The organism is Brevibacterium sp. CCUG 69071 (genome assembly GCF_021023135.1).
Lineage (GTDB): Bacteria > Actinomycetota > Actinomycetes > Actinomycetales > Brevibacteriaceae > Brevibacterium.
The window spans coordinates 114,661-132,383 of the sequence record NZ_PGFV01000005.1 but is presented as its reverse complement, the minus strand read 5'-3'; the positions used below and the strand labels follow the sequence as shown (position 1 = coordinate 132,383).

The 17,723-nt window shown below is 66.5% G+C and carries 17 protein-coding genes and 1 tRNA gene; 9 read left to right on the top strand and 9 right to left on the bottom strand.

The window, feature by feature from the left end:
- Positions 1–29: 29 nt before the first annotated feature.
- The gene (locus CV023_RS14600) at positions 30–1,496 is read right to left on the bottom strand and encodes an HNH endonuclease (protein ID WP_230746937.1); all 1,467 of its coding nucleotides are present in this window, start codon (positions 1,494–1,496) and stop codon (positions 30–32) included.
- A gap of 82 nt (positions 1,497–1,578) precedes the next feature.
- The gene (locus CV023_RS14595) at positions 1,579–2,943 is read right to left on the bottom strand and encodes an isochorismate synthase (protein WP_230746929.1); all 1,365 of its coding nucleotides are present in this window, start codon (positions 2,941–2,943) and stop codon (positions 1,579–1,581) included.
- 110 nt (positions 2,944–3,053) lie between these two features.
- Between CV023_RS14595 and CV023_RS14590 the strand changes: the two genes are divergently transcribed.
- From CV023_RS14590 to CV023_RS14575, 4 genes are read left to right on the top strand one after another with little or no spacing between them, the layout of a single operon-like run.
- A complete protein-coding gene (locus tag CV023_RS14590) occupies positions 3,054–3,761 on the top strand; it encodes a demethylmenaquinone methyltransferase (protein ID WP_230746925.1) in 708 nt (235 codons plus the stop codon).
- Positions 3,758–5,059 carry a geranylgeranyl reductase family protein gene (locus tag CV023_RS14585; protein WP_230746923.1) on the top strand — a complete coding sequence of 434 codons (1,302 nt, stop codon included), beginning with the start codon at positions 3,758–3,760 and terminating at the stop codon, positions 5,057–5,059. Before CV023_RS14590 ends, CV023_RS14585 begins: the two co-directional genes overlap by 4 nt.
- Before the next feature lie 58 nt (positions 5,060–5,117).
- Positions 5,118–6,128 (top strand): polyprenyl synthetase family protein, encoded by a 1,011-nt coding sequence (locus CV023_RS14580; RefSeq protein WP_230747241.1) that lies wholly within the window; start codon positions 5,118–5,120, stop codon positions 6,126–6,128.
- 5 nt (positions 6,129–6,133) lie between these two features.
- Positions 6,134–7,192: a permease gene (locus CV023_RS14575; RefSeq protein ID WP_230746921.1), complete on the top strand. Its 1,059-nt coding sequence runs from the start codon at positions 6,134–6,136 to the stop codon at positions 7,190–7,192.
- Between the two features lie 8 nt (positions 7,193–7,200).
- On the opposite strand, the gene CV023_RS14570 is transcribed toward CV023_RS14575, so the two are convergent.
- The 4 genes from CV023_RS14570 to rarD all read right to left on the bottom strand — a co-directional run bounded on the left by CV023_RS14570 (position 7,201) and on the right by rarD (position 10,241).
- Positions 7,201–7,875, bottom strand: coding sequence for a hypothetical protein (locus tag CV023_RS14570; protein ID WP_330166663.1), 675 nt, complete (start codon positions 7,873–7,875; stop codon positions 7,201–7,203).
- A gap of 46 nt (positions 7,876–7,921) precedes the next feature.
- On the bottom strand, positions 7,922–8,839 hold the full coding sequence (locus tag CV023_RS14565; protein WP_230746916.1) for an ABC transporter ATP-binding protein: 918 nt from the start codon (positions 8,837–8,839) through the stop codon (positions 7,922–7,924).
- 3 nt (positions 8,840–8,842) lie between these two features.
- A complete protein-coding gene (locus CV023_RS14560; protein ID WP_230746914.1) occupies positions 8,843–9,244 on the bottom strand; it encodes a GntR family transcriptional regulator in 402 nt (133 codons plus the stop codon).
- Between the two features lie 82 nt (positions 9,245–9,326).
- On the bottom strand, positions 9,327–10,241 hold the full coding sequence (gene rarD, locus CV023_RS14555; RefSeq protein WP_230746905.1) for an EamA family transporter RarD: 915 nt from the start codon (positions 10,239–10,241) through the stop codon (positions 9,327–9,329).
- A 116-nt stretch (positions 10,242–10,357) separates the two neighbouring features.
- On the opposite strand from rarD, the gene CV023_RS14550 reads away from it, so the two are divergent.
- The 3 genes from CV023_RS14550 to CV023_RS14540 are packed head-to-tail and all read left to right on the top strand — an operon-like array spanning position 10,358 to position 13,539.
- Positions 10,358–11,773: an FAD-dependent oxidoreductase gene (locus CV023_RS14550; protein WP_230746903.1), complete on the top strand. Its 1,416-nt coding sequence runs from the start codon at positions 10,358–10,360 to the stop codon at positions 11,771–11,773.
- A 22-nt stretch (positions 11,774–11,795) separates the two neighbouring features.
- A complete protein-coding gene (locus tag CV023_RS14545; protein ID WP_230746902.1) occupies positions 11,796–12,722 on the top strand; it encodes a GTP pyrophosphokinase in 927 nt (308 codons plus the stop codon).
- A gap of 58 nt (positions 12,723–12,780) precedes the next feature.
- Entirely contained in the window at positions 12,781–13,539 is a 759-nt protein-coding gene (locus tag CV023_RS14540; protein ID WP_230746900.1) for an alpha/beta hydrolase, read from the top strand.
- A gap of 18 nt (positions 13,540–13,557) precedes the next feature.
- On the opposite strand, the gene CV023_RS14535 is transcribed toward CV023_RS14540, so the two are convergent.
- Positions 13,558–14,049, bottom strand: coding sequence for a YajQ family cyclic di-GMP-binding protein (locus CV023_RS14535; RefSeq protein WP_230746898.1), 492 nt, complete (start codon positions 14,047–14,049; stop codon positions 13,558–13,560).
- Positions 14,050–14,208: 159 nt separating this feature from the next.
- Here CV023_RS14535 and CV023_RS14530 point away from each other — a divergent pair.
- Together CV023_RS14530 and CV023_RS14525 are read left to right on the top strand one after the other, a co-directional pair.
- Positions 14,209–14,290 (top strand) — tRNA-Tyr (locus tag CV023_RS14530).
- Positions 14,291–14,398: 108 nt separating this feature from the next.
- Positions 14,399–14,929, top strand: coding sequence for a J-domain-containing protein (locus CV023_RS14525; RefSeq protein WP_230746896.1), 531 nt, complete (start codon positions 14,399–14,401; stop codon positions 14,927–14,929).
- Between the two features lie 326 nt (positions 14,930–15,255).
- Here the strand turns inward: CV023_RS14525 and CV023_RS14520 are convergent, their stop codons facing one another.
- Together CV023_RS14520 and CV023_RS14515 are read right to left on the bottom strand one after the other, a co-directional pair.
- Positions 15,256–16,488: a M20 metallopeptidase family protein gene (locus CV023_RS14520; protein ID WP_230746894.1), complete on the bottom strand. Its 1,233-nt coding sequence runs from the start codon at positions 16,486–16,488 to the stop codon at positions 15,256–15,258.
- Positions 16,485–17,657 carry a hypothetical protein gene (locus CV023_RS14515; protein ID WP_230746893.1) on the bottom strand — a complete coding sequence of 391 codons (1,173 nt, stop codon included), beginning with the start codon at positions 17,655–17,657 and terminating at the stop codon, positions 16,485–16,487. Before CV023_RS14515 ends, CV023_RS14520 begins: the two co-directional genes overlap by 4 nt.
- Positions 17,658–17,723 lie beyond the last annotated feature (66 nt).

Below are 17,723 nucleotides of genomic sequence, written 5' to 3'. Positions count from 1 at the left end.
CGAGCGAGGCGCTTGCGCCCCGTGGGCGGTCAGCCCGTATCCCGCAGGATCCGCTCGGCGAAGAGCTTCTCGACGGCACTGTTCTCCTCGGTGCTGTGCGTGACCGGGTTCTGCCCAACTGCTGACCCATCGGCCGATCGGCGCAGCTTCGTCACGAGCGGTGCGTCCTCGGCGGTGTAGGTGCCGGTGGGAGTGATCACCGTCAGGCCCTCGGCCGTGGCCTCGTGCCGCCATCCCGCGTGCTCCTTGGCGAAGTTGCACGAGGCGCACAGGCCTGAGGCATTCGACCATTCGGTTTGGCCGCCCTCGGCCGCCGGCCTGACATGGTCGGCGTGCTTGATCGGGGCATCGCACCACGGGGTGCGGCAGACGTCGTCGCGGAAGATGAGCATGCGACGCAGAAGTCCCCTGAAATTGCGTCGACGTTGGTCCATCGAAACCAATTTCCCGGATTCGGGTGCGGTGAAGACGCGCCGGAGGTAGGTGTCGGCTTCGTTCGCCGTGAGGAATTCCCGTGCCGTCCGCGCCGGCAGCGGGCCGTGCTCGGGCAGCCAGGCGGGGACTCTGCCGTCGGCGAAGAGGCTCTCGGCCTCCATCACGATGTGGACCTGTGTGGGTACGTCGCCGGCTCTCGATTGACCGGTGAGCTGTTCGACAAGCACATCGGCCATCAGCTGCCTCTCGGTCCGTCGGATTCCGGCGAGATCGCCGGCGGCGGAGGGGGCGCCACCATCGCCACCCTCGCCGGCATCGTCAGCGCCCCGACTCGCCGTCGCGGCCCGGCTGAGTGCGGCCTCCCGCAGACCGTCGAAGACGGCAACGGCCTGAACCATCGGCAGGACGGCATTGATCCGCGCCATCCCGTCGTCGAGGCAGCGCAGGGACACGTGACGCTGTTCGGCAGCCGCGGCGGCACGGTCGGCGGCAGTATCGGCAGTGATCTCTTGGACGAGCCCGCGCACTTCACGAGCCACGCGTCTGTTGCCCGTCCAGGTGAGTCGACCCTCCAGCTCCTTGTCGACGATCTTCCTCTCGCGGCGACTCAGCTTCGCGGTCCCTTCGGCGACGATCTGCGCACGGCTCTCGGGAATCGCTCCCTCGCTCAAGGCGGCGTAGGTCTTCGGCAGGTCCTGGCAGAGAGTGCGCGACCTGCTGAGGAACTTCCGTCCGGTGGCCGGTGAGACGCGCTTGGCCAGGGCGATCTCGTCCCCGGCATAGACGCCGCGCTGTTTCTTGGGCAGACCGTTGGCGAGGTCCTCGCGCCTGCGGAAATTGTGCAGTGAGACGGCCTCGCGGGACTGCACTGCGGCAATGGTGGAGGCGAGACGTTCGAGTGTGTGGATCCTTAGCTGCGAGTCCTTGGCAGACTGCGACGGTCCGAGCGTGCGCAGGCTTGCACACCACCGATCGATTTCAGTGAAGACCTCGGGATCCGCGAGCCAGGGCTCCGGATCCACGAACCCGTCTTCGGATCCGTCTGCGCTGTGTGCGTCCATGGATCAACACTATGAGTCGGCACTGACACGGCACTGACGTCGCACTCGCCAACCCTGACAGCGTGTCAACCCAAGCCGCGACCTACCCCAACCCCAGCGCCCGGCGCATCGGAGCGAACTTCGCCTCGGTCTCGGCCACCTCGGCGTCGGGGTCCGAATCGGGCATGATGCCGGCCCCGGCGAACAGTCGGATCCGATTGCGCTCCTCGAGCTGCCCGCACCGCAGGGCGATGCCGAACTGACCGTTGCCGCGCCCGTCCATCCAGCCGACCGGACCCGAGTAGCGGCCGCGATCGAGCGGTTCGAGCTCATCGACATGGACCACGGCACTGGCCTGCGGATACCCGCCGACCGCCGCCGTCGGATGCACCGCCGCGGCAACATCGAGGGCGGTGAGCTCCGAGCCCTGGGGCAGCTGCGCCTGCGCGTCGGAGGCGGAGTGGATGACATTGGCCAAGGGCAGCAGGTGCGGGCGTTCGTCGACGGAGACGTCCTCGGCCACGGAGCCGAGGCTGCGCTGCAGGGACGCGATCGCGAAGGCGTGCTCGGTGGAGTCCTTGTGGGCGCTCAGCAGCTTCCGCGCCGCCGGCATCTCCGCACTCGGGTCCGACTCGACCCGGTACGTGCCCGCAAGCACCCGTGAGGACACCCGCCTGTCGTCGACGCCGATGAGCAGCTCCGGAGTCGACCCGATGAGGCCGGCGACATCGAAGGTCCAGCAGCTCGGGTAGCTGCGGTTGAGCGCCCCGAGCACCGAGCGCACGTCGATGTCATCCTCGGTGGTGACCACCTCGTCGCGGGCGAGGACGATCTTGCGCAGTGTCGGATCCTCGGCGAAGGCGTCCACCTCGGCGGAATCGGCGACTGGGGTGAGCATGTCCGAGACTCGGGCGACGAGTTCCGCCCAGTCCGCGGCGGGAAGGTCCCCGTCCGAGGACCTCGCCGAGGTGACCCGGCGCAGGGGTTCGGCGTGGAGGACCGGGGGAGTGGGGACCGTGCCTTCGGCGGCGATCGAGGTCAGCCACACGCGACCGCCGCGGCGACCGAGCACGAATTCGGGGACGTGGATGATCGAATCGACCTCGGACTCCCCGGAATAGGCGACAGTGGCGAAGCACATCAGTCCCGAGCCGAGGAGTTCGACCTCGTCCTCGACCGAGGCGGCCGCCGTGAGCGCCTTCCAGGCCGCGGAGAGCTCGGCGAAGCGTTCGGGGCCTCGGGCGCGGATCCGCAGGGTCCGCCCGAACCCGATCAGCCCGGAGGTGTCGCGGACCCAGCAGGAGAACGCCGAGGTGGGCAGCAGCTCCAGCGTCTGTTCGACCGTGGTCGGCAGTCCGGATTCGAAGGGGAAGCCGGGCCCCGGATCGACGTCGTCGACGAAGCGGGAGCGCACGTGCAGGCGCTGTGGGGCGGAGGTGATGGCGGAGGCGGTGAAGGTCGTAGTCATGACGTGCCCAGCCTAGTCGAGTTCCGCGCGAATTCGGGCTGAATCCCGCGCCGTGAGAAGCCGGTGTCCGAGGATTCGCCCCCGGGCTCAGGTGTTGAGAGAATAAGGACATGAACCGTGCCCAGCTGGACAAGCAGCCCGACGACGTCGCCTCGATGTTCGATGACGTCGCCTCCCGCTATGATCTCACCAACGACGTCCTCACCTTCGGTCTCGCCCGCTCCTGGCGGCGGACGGTTGCGTATTCGGTGGCGGCCGGCCCCGGCGAGCGGGTCCTCGATCTCGCTGCGGGCACCGGCACCTCGTCGATGACCTTCACCCGGCACGGCGCCGAGGTGGTCGCCGGGGACATCTCCTCCGGGATGCTCTCCGAAGGCCGCCGCAGGCACCCGAAGATCGACTTCATCTACGCCGATGCGATGGATCTGCCGTTCTCGGACTCGAGCTTCGACGTCGTCACGATCTCCTTCGGCATCCGCAACGTCCACGAGGTCGACACCGCCCTGGCGGAGATGCTGCGCGTGCTCAAACCCGGCGGCCGGCTCGTCATCTGCGAATTCTCGACGCCGACCTTCGACCCGTTCAGCCTCGTGTACAAGGAGTACCTGATGCGGGCCCTGCCCGCGGTCGCGAAGGCCGTGTCCTCGAACCCCGAGGCCTACGTCTACCTCGCCGAATCCATCCGCGCCTGGCCCGATCAGGACGAATTCGCCCACCAGATCCGCGACGCCGGCTTCGACCAGGTCAAGTACCGCAACCTCACCGGCGGGATCGTCGCCGTCCACCACGCGCTCAAGCCGGGAGCAGCCCGGTTGTGAACGAATTCGACGCCGAGGTCATCGTCGTCGGCGCAGGTCCCGCAGGCTCGGCGATCGGGGCCTACCTCGCCCAGACCGGCCATGAGGTCATCATCCTCGAGAAGTCCGGCTTCCCCCGCGACAAGATCTGCGGAGACGCCCTGACCCCGCGCGCTGTCAAAGAGGTCGGCTACCTCGGCATGGACACTCCCGTCGAGGACGGCTGGCACCGCAACCGCGGGCTGCGTCTCATCGGCGGAGGGCACCGACTCGAACTCGACTGGCCCGACATCGACGGCACCCCGAACTACGGGCTGACCCGCCCGCGCATGGGCATGGACGAAGCCTTCGCCCGCCACGCCGGGCGCAGCGGCGCCAGGCTCTTCGAGCAGGTCAAGGCCATGTCACCGGACATCGGCGAGGACGGCTGGATCCAGGGCGTGCACGCTTCCGGCACCGACCACCGCGGCCGTCGCGTCGGCCCCGAAGCCCATTTCAGAGCCCCGATCGTCATCGCCGCCGACGGGGTCTCCTCCCGGCTGGCCGTGTCCATGGGCCTCGAGAAGCGCGACGACCGGCCGATGGGTGTGGCCGTCCGCGCCTACCATTCCTCGCCGAGGCATGCCGACGACTACATCGAGAGCTGGGTCGAGATGCGCTCGACGAACCAGGCGGGCCAGTCCGAGATCCTGCCCGGCTACGGCTGGCTGTTCCCGCTGGGCGACGGCACCATCAACATCGGTGCCGGCCTCCTCGACTCCTCACCCCAGTTCGGTCAGGTCGACTTCAAGGCCATGATGAGTCAGTGGATCGCCGATATGGGCCACGAATGGGGCATCGACGAGACCACCTCCCTGGGCCCGATCAAGTCCGCGGCACTGCCGATGGCCTTCAATCGCACCCCGCACTTCCATCGGGGGCTGCTGCTCATCGGCGACTCCGGCGGCATGGTCAACCCCTTCAACGGAGAGGGCATCGACTACGCCCTCGAGTCCGCCAGACTGGCCGCCGAGGTGATCTCCACCTACGCGCGCTATCCCCGGCACGTGATGCGCCGACGCCTCGAGGAGTACCCGGCTCTCATCGGTGACTCACTCGGCGGCTACTTCACCCTGGGGCGCGTGTTCTCCGCCGTCATCGGACACCCTGCACTCATGCACTTCGGAATCAAGTACGGTATGGGTGTTGACGTCGTGATGGAGTTCGTCGTGAAATTGCTGGCGAACCTCTACCGCGACCCGACGGTGACCGAGGCCGATCTCATCGACCGGGTGATCTCCGCCCTGACCCGAATTGTTCCGGCCACGAGCAATGCCTGAGCACGATCGCGACGGCGGCACCCGCCCGCCGACACCGACTACGACGAATGACGAGGACATGAGCCACCTAGCCTCTCCGGCGACCTTCATCGGTGCCGATGCACAGCTTTCGGCGGACATCTCGACCCAGTTGGAGGCCGTCGAGACCAGGCTCTACGATGCGACCGCGCAGACGAGGAAGCTGCCGGACACGACGTCGAAGCATCTCCTGGCCGCCGGCGGAAAACGCGCCCGACCGAACCTCGTGCTGCTCACCGCCCGCCTCGGCGAGGCCGACTGCGACGAGATCCTCGATGCGGCCGTGGCCGTCGAGCTCATCCACCTCGCCTCCCTCTACCACGACGATGTCATGGATGACGCCCCGGTACGTCGGGGTGCTCCGGCCGCACACGAGGTGTGGGGCAACTCCGTGGCCATCCTCACCGGCGACCTGCTGTTCTCGAAGGCCTCGGGGGTGACCGCGAAGCTCGGTCCCGAAGCCGTGCGGATCCAGGCCGAGACCTTCGAACGCCTCGTCCTCGGACAGCTCAACGAATTCACCGGCCCGCCCGAGGGCACCGATCCGATCGAGCACTACATCCAGGTCCTCGCCGACAAGACCGGGTCGCTCATCGCGACCTCGGCGCAGTTCGGGGTCATGTTCTCCGGTGCCGATCAGGCCCTGGCCGAACCCGTCCGCGACTTCGGCGAACGCGTGGGCATCGCCTTCCAACTCGCCGACGACATCATCGACCTCACCACCACCTCATCGGTCTCAGGCAAGACTCCGGGCACGGACCTGCGTGAAGGCGTGCCGACCCTGCCCGTGCTCTACGTCCGCGCTGCTGCCGCCGACGGTGATGCGGCCGCCGCCGAGGTGGTCGATCTCCTCGACGCGGATCTGTCCTCCGATTCTGCGCTCGAGGCCGCGCGTGCCGCACTGGCCGCGCATCCCGTGACCGAGAAGGCCCGCGCCGAGGCTCTGCGCTGGGCCGAGGACGCGAAGTCCTCGCTGGGGCCGCTGCCCGACGGGCTGGTCAAGGACTCCCTGTTCGCATTCGCGGACTCCGTGGTCGCCCGCAGCGCCTGACCACCATGTCCGTCACCTCGGCTCCAAGCAGTCCCCGCCGGCTCTCGCCCGTCGATTGGGTGGGCCTGGGCGTTCTGGCCGCCGTGCTGGTCATCGGCCTGAGCTGGTCGAAGTGGATGCCGTACTGGGACAAGGCCTGGACGATGAGCCAGACCTCTGTCTGGGACGGGACTCCGCTCTTCGACGCCGCCGGGGAGACGATCTCACTGGCCGGCGCCTGGGACTTCACGCTCGTCTACTTCACCGCCGTGTGGAAGGCGCTGCTCGTGGCCCTGCTGATCGCGGCCGCTATCGATGCGCTCGTCCCACGGGACTGGCTGCTGCGGCTGATGAATCGGCGCAGTCATACCGGTCAGGCCCTTGTCGGGGCCGCACTCTCCACACCGTCCATGATGTGCACCTGCTGTGCCGCCCCCGTCGCCGCCGGCCTGCGCGACACCGGGGTGAGGAGGTCGGCGGCGCTGGCCTATTGGGTGGGCAATCCGCTGCTCAACCCGGCCGTCCTCATCTTCCTCGTTCTCGTCCTGCCGTGGCATTACGTGGCCGTGCGGATAGTCTTCGCCCTCCTCATCGCCGTGGGTGCCAGTGCCCTCATCGGGCGTTGGGTGACCGGCCGCGCCGAGGTGGTTCCGGAGCCCGAGCCGAGCCCGCCGAGGCTGTCCTCGCTTCCCACCCGATATCTGCGGTCCCTGTCCAGGTTCACCCTCATCCTCGTTCCCGAACACCTCGCCCTCGTCTTCCTCATCGGACTCATCAGTCCCTGGCTGACCGGGGTCTACGGACTTGAGGCGCAGCTCGGGGCCGGAGCGATCCTGCTCGCCGCGGTCGTGGGCACGCTGCTCGTCATTCCCACCGGCGGGGAGATTCCGATCGTCCTCGCTCTGCTGGCCGCGGGCGTCGGAGCTGGAGTCACCGGTGCCCTGCTCGTGGCGCTGCCGGCGCTCAGCGTCCCCTCGATGGTCATGGTGGGCAAGTCCATGGGCTGGCGCACCACCGCGGCCATGGGTGCGGCCGTGGCGGTGGCCGCTGTGCTCGCCGGCGGCCTGCTCCTTCTGCTCGGCTGAGTCCTCACTCAGGTGGTCAGGCGACGCAGGGTGAGGTAAGAGCCGGCGGCGAAGACCGTGCAGAGAGCCGCGGCCCACAGTGCCAGTCCGGTGGCCTCGGCGGAGACGAACCACAGCCACACCTCGGGCCAGGCCTGATTGGCGCTGATGAGTGCAGCCCCGCCGAGAATCAGGAGCGCGATCACGAGCAGCGAGATCGTGAGGATCAGCGGCCCGAAGCGCTTATAGGCGATCGCGAACCAGAAGCCGAGGACGAACCACAGCATCGTGAGGACGAAGTAGGTCAGTCCAGCGGCCAGCGGTCCCGCCTCCCACAACCAGGGCAGGTAGGCGAAGTAGCCGTTGATTCCGTACCCGTCCGTGGCCTGTTCGATGAGGCCGAGGAGAACGAAGACGAGGGAGATCCCGACCGCGCTGATTGCCGCGGCCACCAGTGAGCCGAGGCAGAATTCGCGACGGGTCAGACTCATCGCCTGGGAGAAGTAGAAGGTCAGATTCATCGCTTGGGCACCGACCACGGCGAAGTACCACAGGGGAGCCTGGGACCCGCCGCTGTACATCGGACCCTCGACCCCGGAGGCAGAGATGATCCAGTAGACGATGAGCGTGATCAGCCACACCCCGCCGAGGACGAGCACGGGCACCCACACGAAGGTCTGCGTGTTCGTGAACTGAAGGCGCACAACGCCGATGGTGCGGCTGCGAGGCCGGGGGAATCTGCTGTGGCGGTCATGGCTGAAGGCTCCTGACATCGGTGTCGGAATCGGTGTGCTCGGCTGTCTCATCGCGGGTGGAGCGCACGACGAGCTGCTGCAGGGAGACCGGGGTGAGATCGAGATTGGCTTCGGCGATGTAGTGGCGGTCGACCTCGCTGAGCCGGCCGAGCATCGTCACCGAGGCGACCCGGCCCAAAGTCTCACGGTGGATGACCTCACGGCCGGCGACGAGGCGCTGGATGGAGTCGGCGTCGCCGACGATGTTGACCGCGCGACCCCGCACCGCATCGGTGGGTTCGTCCATGATGATGCGACCATGGTCGATGACGATGACATTCTCGATGAGATCGGCGACCTCGTCGATGAGGTGGCTCGAGAGCAGGATCGTCCGCGGGCATTCGGCGTAGTCGGCGATGAGATGGTCGTAGAACAGCTGGCGGGCGACGGCGTCGAAGCCCAGATACGGCTCGTCGAAGAACGTGATCTCCGCTCGTGAGGCCAAGCCGATGATGACTCCGATGGCGGACTGCTGTCCGCGCGAGAGCTTCTTGATCGGCGTCTTGAGCGGGAGCCGGAAGTCAGCGACGAGTTCCTCGGCGAAGGCCTGATCCCAGCGGGGGAAGAACAGCCGGGCACCGGCCAGCGCGTGCCTGGCGGTGGAGTCGTCCGGGTACTTCTGACTCTCCCGGACGAAGCACATCCGGTTGAGCACTCGGGCGTTCTCATAGGGGTGTTCGCCGAACACCTCGACCTCGCCGGAGGTGGCGAAGTTCTGTGCGGTGAGAATCGACATCAGCGTCGTCTTGCCGGCGCCGTTGCGGCCGAGGAGTCCGTAGATCGAGTCCGCCTCGATGCTCAGGCTGACATCATCGAGAGCGGTCGTGGTCTTGTACGTCTTGGTGAGGTGGCGGACCTCGATGACGGAGGTCATGTCTCATCCCTTCGTGGCGGCGGGGTCGAGTGCGGTGGTCAGGTGGATCTCTCGGGAGCGCTCGGTGATGAGCGCGATCACGTCCTCCGAGCCCAGGCCGAGGCGATTGGCTTCGGTGAGCAGGGGAGTGATGAAGCTGTCGGAGAAGGTGGTGCGGTGTTCGTTGATGAGCAGCGCCCGAGCGCCGTCGGTGACGAACATGCCGATGCCGCGCCGTTTCTCGAGCACCCCTTTGGATACGAGGAGATTGATTCCCTTGGCCGCGGTGGCCGGGTTGATCGAATAGAAGTGCGCGAGTTCGTTCGTCGAGGGTGCTCGGGACATCTCGGGCAGTGTGCCGTTGATGATCGAATCCTCGACCTTCTCGGCGATCTGTGCGAACAGCGGTCTGTCGTCGTCGATCACGGTGACTCCTGGTGGGTTGGTTAGTTACTCAACTAATTAACCATGCCACCAATGCGGTTGTCAAGGGTCTTCGGTCCCGAAGTCAGCGTCGCCGGCGACTGGCTCGGACGAGGTCGACGCTGAGCAGGATCACGGCGATCCAGATGACGACGAAGCCGATCCACCTCGGCGTGGACATCGCCTCGCCGAGGATGACGGTGCCGATGATGAACTGCATCGTCGGAGTGATGTACTGCAGCATGCCCACCCAGGACAGGGGGATGCGGCGGGCGGCGGCGCTGAAGAGGATGAGCGGGATCGCCGTGGCCGGGCCCGTGATGAGGATGATGATGACGTGGGAGGCGCCGAAGCCGGTGAACGTCGACAGGCCCTGGGCGCCGAGGGCGATGAGGTAGATGAGTCCGGGGACCGTGAGCACCATGCTCTCGATCGTCATCCCCTCGAGCGCCCCGACCCGATTGCCGACCTTGTTCTTCACCAGTCCGTAGAGGCCGAAGGACAGGGCGACGGTGAACGAGAGATAGGGCATCCGGCCGAGGCCGAGGCCGACGATGATGACGGCGACGAGGCCGAAGCCCACGGCCGTCCACTGCAGCGGGCGCAGCTTCTCACCGAGGAAGAGCACGCCCAGTCCGATCGAGATCAGCGGATTGAGATAGTAGCCCAGTGAAACCTCGACGAGGTGGCCGGATTCGACGCCGTAGATGAAGGCCGTCCAATTGATCGCGATGAGCACCGAGGCGAGGGCGAGGAGGCCGAAGGTGCGGCCGGAGGTGATGATCTTCCAGGTGCGGGCGAATCCGCCGGTGAAGAGCAGCAGGATCGCGCAGAAGACGAGGGACCAGATGACCCGGTGCGAGACGAGCTCGAGGGCGCCGGTGGGAGCGGCCGCGGCGAACAGGAGCGGGATGATGCCCCACAGCAGGTAGGCGCTGAAGCCGTTGATCAGGCCGGCGCGGCGGAAGGCGCTTTCATCGGGGGCAGGATTCGTACTCACACTCAGAGTCTAGTGAGGTCTCGGGCCGCGGTGGGAATGCGAGCTTGCTCACGTCGTTGTAAGGACGACCTACATTGGCGATAGACTCGGGTATGAATGACTAGAGAGGTGTGAGAATGACTCGTCCCTTCCGGGTGGCCATCATCGGTGCCGGCCCTGCAGGTATCTACGCGGCTGATCTGCTGACGAAGGCCGAACGCGACTTCGAGGTCAGCATCGACCTCTTCGAGCGCCTGCCGACTCCCTTCGGTCTCGTCCGCTATGGTGTGGCTCCCGATCATCCGCGGATCAAAGGCATCATCAATGCTCTGATCAAGGTCCTCGACCGCGGCGACATCCGCCTGTTCTCGAACGTCGAGTACGGCGTCGACCTCGGACTGGGCGAGCTCACCGACCTCTACGATGCCGTGATCTTCTCCACCGGCTGCTTCGTTGATGCGCCGCTGTCGATTCCCGGTGTCGACCTGCCTGGTTCCTACGGCGCCGCAGACTTCGTCAACTGGTACGACTCGCACCCCGATGTGGGTCAGACCTGGCCGCTCGAAGCGGAGCAGGTCGCCGTGCTCGGCAACGGCAATGTCGCCCTCGACGTGGCCCGGGTGCTGGCCAAACAGGCCGACGACATGCACACCACCGAAATTCCGGACCACGTCTACGAAGGGCTCAAATCTTCGCAGGTCACGGACGTCCACGTGTTCGGACGCCGCGGACCGGCGCAGGCGAAGTTCACACCGCTGGAGCTGCGCGAACTCGGTCATGTGGCCGATGTCGATATCATCGTCTATCCCGAGGACTTCGAGTTCGACGAAGGGTCGATGGCTGCGATTGAGTCCTCGAACCAGGTCAAGCAGGTCGCGAAGACCCTGACCGATTTCACGATGCGTGAGCCCACGGGTGCGAAGCGCCGTCTGCACCTGCACTTCCTCCATGCACCGGTGGCCATCCTCGGCGAGGATCGGGTGACCGGGCTGCGCACGGAACGCCAGGAGCTCGACGGGACGGGCAATGTCACTGGCACCGGCGAATTCCACGACTGGGACGTCGAAGCCGTCTACCGGGCCATCGGCTATGCCGGTACGGCGCTGCCGCAGCTGCCCTTCGACGCCGCCAAGGGCGTCATCCCCAACCATGAGGGACGCGTCGTCGACGCCGAAGAACAGGCCAAGGCCGCCGAGGCCGATGTCATCCCCGGCGTCTATGCGACCGGCTGGATCAAGCGCGGTCCGGTCGGGCTGATCGGGCACACGAAGGGCGATGCCCTCGAGACGATCACGCACATCATCGACGACCGCAGCGCCGGTGTGCTCAGCGATCCCGTGTACCCGGGGGAGGATGCGATCGTCGACCTCCTCGAGTCCAAAGGCATCGACTATGTCGACTGGGAGGGCTACCACCGGGTCGAGACGGCGGAGAAGGCCGCGGGCGAGGCCGAGGGCCGTGAGCGTGTGAAGATCGCGACCCGTGGGGGGATGCTCGCCGAGGCGCGCGGACACGTCCACAGCGAATCCGCGGCACCCGTCTCGGGCCACTGATTCGACTGCGGCAGGCGAGGACATGAGCGCGGATTCGACGCTGCGAACGCTTGTTGAGCAGGCGTATGCGCAGCGGCTCGAGGCCTGGGAGTCTGCCGCTGTGCAGATCAAGCACTGGCTCAAGGCCCAGCAGCGGGGACTGCTCAAGGACAAGGACATCTCTCGGCTCGACGTCGACGGCCATCGGATCAAGGACTCGGCACGGACGTTGAAGAAGCTCACTGAGAAGCTCGAGGATGATCCCACGCTGCACCTCGAGTCGGTCGGCGATGTCGAAGATCAGATCCGCGATATCGTCGGGGTCAAGGTGCTGTGCAAGTCCCCGCGGGATCAGATCATGATGTTCGACTCCCTGCGGGATCCGCAGCAGCTGGGCTCGTTCGTCCTCGTCGACGAGAAGAACTACGTCGACCCGCCGAAGCCGAGCGGGTACCGTGCCTGCCATGTGACCCTGCAGATCCCCTCCGACCATGGTGAACCGGTGTTCGCGGAGATCCAGGTCAAGACCCGCCTCCAGGATGCCTGGGGCGAACTGACGCATGAGGACATGTACAAGCCCGGTGCGGCGATGAAGCCGAGCGAGCTCCACGGGGAGTTCGCTCGGGCCATGGCGAACATGCTCGCCACCGTCGACGATATGGCCGACACTCTGGCCGAAGAGCTCTCGGCCCTGACGAACCCCGAACCGGACTCGGACCTCGCGGCCCAGCTCGCGGAACAGCGGACCATCGTGGTCAAGGTCCGCGCCACCGGGCCCAAATACGCCTTGGCCGTTGACGGCGACGGCCGTCAGGGACTCATTCCTGCCTTCGCCGTGCGCAGACTCGCCGAGGTCAAGGGCACCATCAAGGTCAATGAGTTCGTCCAGGTCGACGACCGCCTGCGGGTCAGCGTGGAGGAGGACTCGAAAGGCCTGTACTACATTCCCCTCGAGCTGCCCGGACACTGAATCGTCTCTTGGGCCTGCTGCGGCGTCGGCGGTCATCCTGGAAGAGTAGGATCCAGACGTGGCCTCTGCTCGAACCGTGCGCCGGTGGGCGATCCGCCTGATCGCCGTCCTCCTCGTGATCATCGTCGGTGCGGCGATCGCGCTGGCGGTGTGGGCGAAGACCGGCGTGATGGAGGCCGAACCGGGACCGTTGGAGTCCGTTCTCACCGAGCCTGGCCTCGAGGTGGCCGAGGATGCGGATGCCATGGTGCTGCGCCCCACGGGAGAGGCCGATTCGAGCCTCGGGCTCGTCTTCTATCCGGGGGCGAAGGTCGATGCCGACGCCTACGCCGCACGACTGGTCGGACTGGCCGTCGACACCGGGACCACTGTGGTCATCGTCAAACCCTGGCTGGGTCTGGCTCTCTTCGACCCGCGCGGGCTCACGGCGTTCACCGGGCATGTGCCCGAGGTCGAGACGTGGATGGTCGGTGGCCACTCGATGGGCGGGGTGCGCGCGTGTTCCGCGGCCTCCGAGGCCGCGGCCCTCGTCCTCTTCGCCTCCTACTGCGGAACAGATATCTCCGATTCGGACATTCCCGTGCTCAGTCTCTCCGGCAGCGCCGACGGACTCTCCACACCGCAGAAGATCGCGGAGAACCGTGACCATCTGCCCGCTTCTGCCCGGATGGTCGAGATTCCCGGTGCCAGTCACGCGAGCTTCGGCGACTACGGGCCGCAGAGCGGCGACGGGACACCGAGCATCGATGACGAGCAGATGAGCACCGCGGTCACGGGCGAACTCACGGAGTTCGCCCGCAGCCTCTCGGCAGGGTGAGGGAGCCCGGCCCTGCCTCTAGCGGTAGTTGACGAACTGCAGGTCGACCTCGAGGTCCTGGCTCTTGAGCAGGGCGATGACCTCCTGCAGGTCATCGCGCTTTTTCGAGCTCACGCGCAGCTCATCGCCCTGGATCTGCGCCTTGACGCCTTTGGGGCCCTCGTCGCGGATGATCTTCGAGATCTTCTTCGCATTGTCCTTGTCGATGCCCTCCTTGATCGAGGCATCGATGCGATACTCCTTGCCGGACGGGTAGGGCTCGCCGTCCTCGAGGGACTTCAGCGAGATTCCGCGCTTGACCAGCTTCGACTGGAAGACGTCGAGGATGGCCTTGACTCGGTCCTCGCTGTTGGCCTTCATCTGCACGGCCTCGCCGCTCCAGGCGATCGAGGCATCGGTGCCGCGGAAGTCGTAACGGGAGTTGACCTCCTTCGCAGCCTGATTGAGGGCGTTGTCGGCCTCCTGCCGATCGACCTTGCTGACGATGTCGAACGATGATTCGCTGGCCATGGAAGCTCCTTCGTGGTCGGTGACCGGCAGCAGCCGGTATGGGTGAGTCACTGATGCCCGAGTCTAGTCGAGACCGGCAATTGTGACCTGCGTCTATCGAGTTGGTAAAACGGTCCCGCTGCTAGTATTCTTTTCGAGTGCTCATCGAGCGCCACCTGCGGCAGATTGCCCGAGCGGCCAAAGGGAGCTGACTGTAAATCAGCCGGCATTGCCTTCGAAGGTTCGAATCCTTCATCTGCCACGCAGAGCGGATCAGCCCCGTGACCAGTTTCTGGTCACGGGGCTTTTCCCTTGCCTCGGAGCTCCCGAGTCCATAGCGTAGGGATAAGCGGACACGAGGGGCACAGTGATGAACGGCGATGCGAACGACGACCACGCACCCAAGCGGATGAACTCGCTCGAGGACCGCAACGCCATCGTCGAATCCGCACTCGACGAGGCGATCAGGCGCGGTGACTTCGACGACCTGCCCGGACTGGGCAGACCCCTGAGCGGACTGCACAACTCCGAGGATCCCGACTGGTGGATCAAACAGAAGATGGAGCGCGAGGACATGAGCGGGGTCGCCCCCGCCGCCTTCCAGCTGCGCAAGGAGAGCGCGGTACTCGAGGACACTCTCGACGCCTTCACCCGCGAAGCCGACGTCCGGGACTACCTCGCCGGCTTCAATGCCCGAGTCCGCGCCGCCGTGATGGACCTGCGCGAAGGCCCACCCGTGTTCACCCCGCCCCGCGATGTCGAGAAGGAGGTCGCCGCCTGGCGGGAGCGGAGGTCGGACAGCGAGCGGGCCGCGGACCGGGCCGAAGAACCGACGAACGGCGATGGCGCGGAGACCCCGCCGTCACCTCGGCGCCGGTGGTGGTCCTTCCGTCGAGGCTGAACCGCTGGTGAGGACCACCGCGGCGCGAGCACCGGCTTCGGGCTCTCCCACCGTTTGGTCCCCGTCGAGATCGCCCACACGAGCAGCAGGACCGCGATGACGAAGAGCGGTCGGCTCAGCCACCACACCCCGCTACCCGGGGCAGGCATCGGCAGCCACAGCAGCTGCACCCCGGTGAGTACGAGATGGACGAAGACGACGATGAGCACGCAGACCACGCGGGCGAGGTCGAGGGTCAGGTCACGGGTCCGGGGGATCGATGGAGTCACACTGGCAGTGCTAGCCAGGCCCTGGTGAGCCGGGTGGGCAGTCGTGTTCCGATTCGGTTACGCGGACATCTCGGCCGTGAGCCTTGCGATCGCCAGGTGCGCGAGCAGTCCGGCCTGATCCCCGAGCACCGAATCGTCGAAGACGACGAAGGGGGAGTGGTTGTTCCCCTGGCGCTCCTCGGGCACATCGGTGCGTTTGGCCCCGAGCATCATGTACGTTCCCGGCACCTCGGCGAGGACGAAGGAGAAGTCCTCGCTGGGCATGATCGGCTGTTCGAGGACCTCCACCCTGTCATCGCCGAGGAGACCGCGGACCTCGTCGAGGGCCCAGGCGGTCTCGTCCTCGTCGTTGACGGTGACGGGGTACTGGACCTCGAAGTCGACCTCGGCGGTGCACCCGTGGGCGGCGGCGATGCCCTCGGCCAACTGCTTCGACCGAGTCCGGACGGTGTCAAGAGAATCCTCGGAGAGGGTCCGTACGGTGGCTCCGAGGCTCGCCGAGGCGGGGATGACGTTGACGGCCTCACTGGCCTGCAACTGGGTGACCGAGAGCGCGATCGGGTCGAAGACGTCGATGCGGCGGCTGACCATGTTCTGCAGAGCGGTGACGAGCTCGGCCAGGGCCGGAACCGGGTCGACCGCCGTGACCGGTTGGGAGCCGTGGCCGCCGTGGCCGTTGATCGTGACGTGCAGGACGTTCGAACCGGCCTGCAGGGTCCCGGGCCTGGTGGCGACGACCCCGCGCTCGCCCATATGGACGTGGGCGCCGAAGGCCGCGATCGCCCGCGGGCCAGCGGCGTCGAGGACGCCTTCGGCGATCATCACCGACGCCCCGTTGTACCCCTCCTCGCCCGGCTGGAACATGAACACGACATCTCCGCGCAGCTCGCCGCGGTGGGTGTGGAGCAGGCGTGCGGCACCGACGAGTCCGGCGGTGTGCAGGTCGTGTCCGCAGGCGTGCATGTTCCCGTTGGTCGAGGCGAACGGCTCTGCGGTCAGCTCCTCGACGGGTAGGGCGTCCATGTCCCCGCGCAGCAGCACCGCGGGAGCCTCGGCCGGTCTGTCCGGATGGGTGCCCCGCAGCACGGCCACCACCGAGGTGGTTCCCTCCCCGGTGGTGATCTCGAGGTCGAGGTCGGCCAGGGACTCCAGCACCGTGGCCTGGGTGCGTGGGAGATCGAGTCCGACCTCGGGGTCGGCGTGGAGTCTGCGTCGCAGCTCCTGCAGCTGCGGCAGGAGTCCGGCGGCCTCGGTCAAGAGGTCCTGACCGGCGCTGGTCACGCCGCTCACAGGAGGCTCACGAGCACGCTGGCGATGACCACGGAACCTGCCGAGACCGAGGTGAAGCCGCCGACGAGCATCGGCGGGAGCATGACGTTGAGCAGGGCCTCCTTCTCATCGTCGTCGCGGGCGATCGATCGGGCCACCTCGTTGGTCAGGAGGTAGTCGGCGGGGAAACCGTACATGGCGGTCAGCGCCACCGACATGCCCAGGGTGGACTTCCACCGCAGCAGCTTGGTGGCGATGTAACCACCGCCGATGATGCCCGCGCCGCCGACGATGAGGATCGTGACGGTGGGCAGGAAGGCGTTGATCACGTCCTGCACCGAAGCGGCCACCAGCGGGGCCATGACGATGGCAATGACGCCGGCCATGGCGACGCCGAAGGAGTTCGATCGCTCCATCGCCTTGTCCGGGGAGAGCCCGATCGCGGTGGCGATGATGCCGAGGATGAGAGCGACGATCGACGATGGGATGTGGGTCGGGATCGCAATGAGCGTCGCGAGCGAACCGCCGACGAGGATGAGGAAGAGCATGAAGAGCTGATTGTCGACGAGAAAGTGCGGCAAGGTGACGAGCTTCTTCTTTGTCGCGGCCTCCTGGTCCTCCTCGTGATGGGCGGCGGCGAGTTCGTAGAGTTCGCCGCTGTCGCGCAGTTTGGTGGCATAGCGGCGGAGCAGGAAGTTCGTCATCGGCATCGACGGCAGTGACTGGAGCATGAGCACGAGGGCGGGCAGCACGATGATTGATGAGGCGGCTCCATGGGCCGTTAGGCCCTCGGTGGTCAGGCCGGTAGCGACGATGCCCCCGGCCAGCGGTCCGGAGCCGGCGACGAAGGTCTCGAAGCCGAAGAGCGGGGCGACCACGACGAGGATGAGGAGGACGGCGGCGAGCATTCCGGCTACGGCGATAATGACCGAGCGCCACTGTTTGAGCATCACCCGCAGGGGGATGAGCGTACCCATGTGGAAGAGCAGGGGTGCGACGAGGATGGTGTAGATCTGCACGAGCATCGAGTCGTCGACGACGGTGTCGGGGACGATGCCGATCTTCGCGAAGATGAAGATGCCGAGCATTGCGACGAGCAGGCTGGGCACCCGCGCTTTGGACCAGATCGAGATCAGTTCGCCGAGAGCGATGAAGGCGAGGACGATCGCGGCTGCGAATATGGCTTCCATGGTGAGCCCTTCTTAGGGGAAAGTGAATCAGCTCACAAGATAGTACGTCATCGGAGCTCTGAGCGT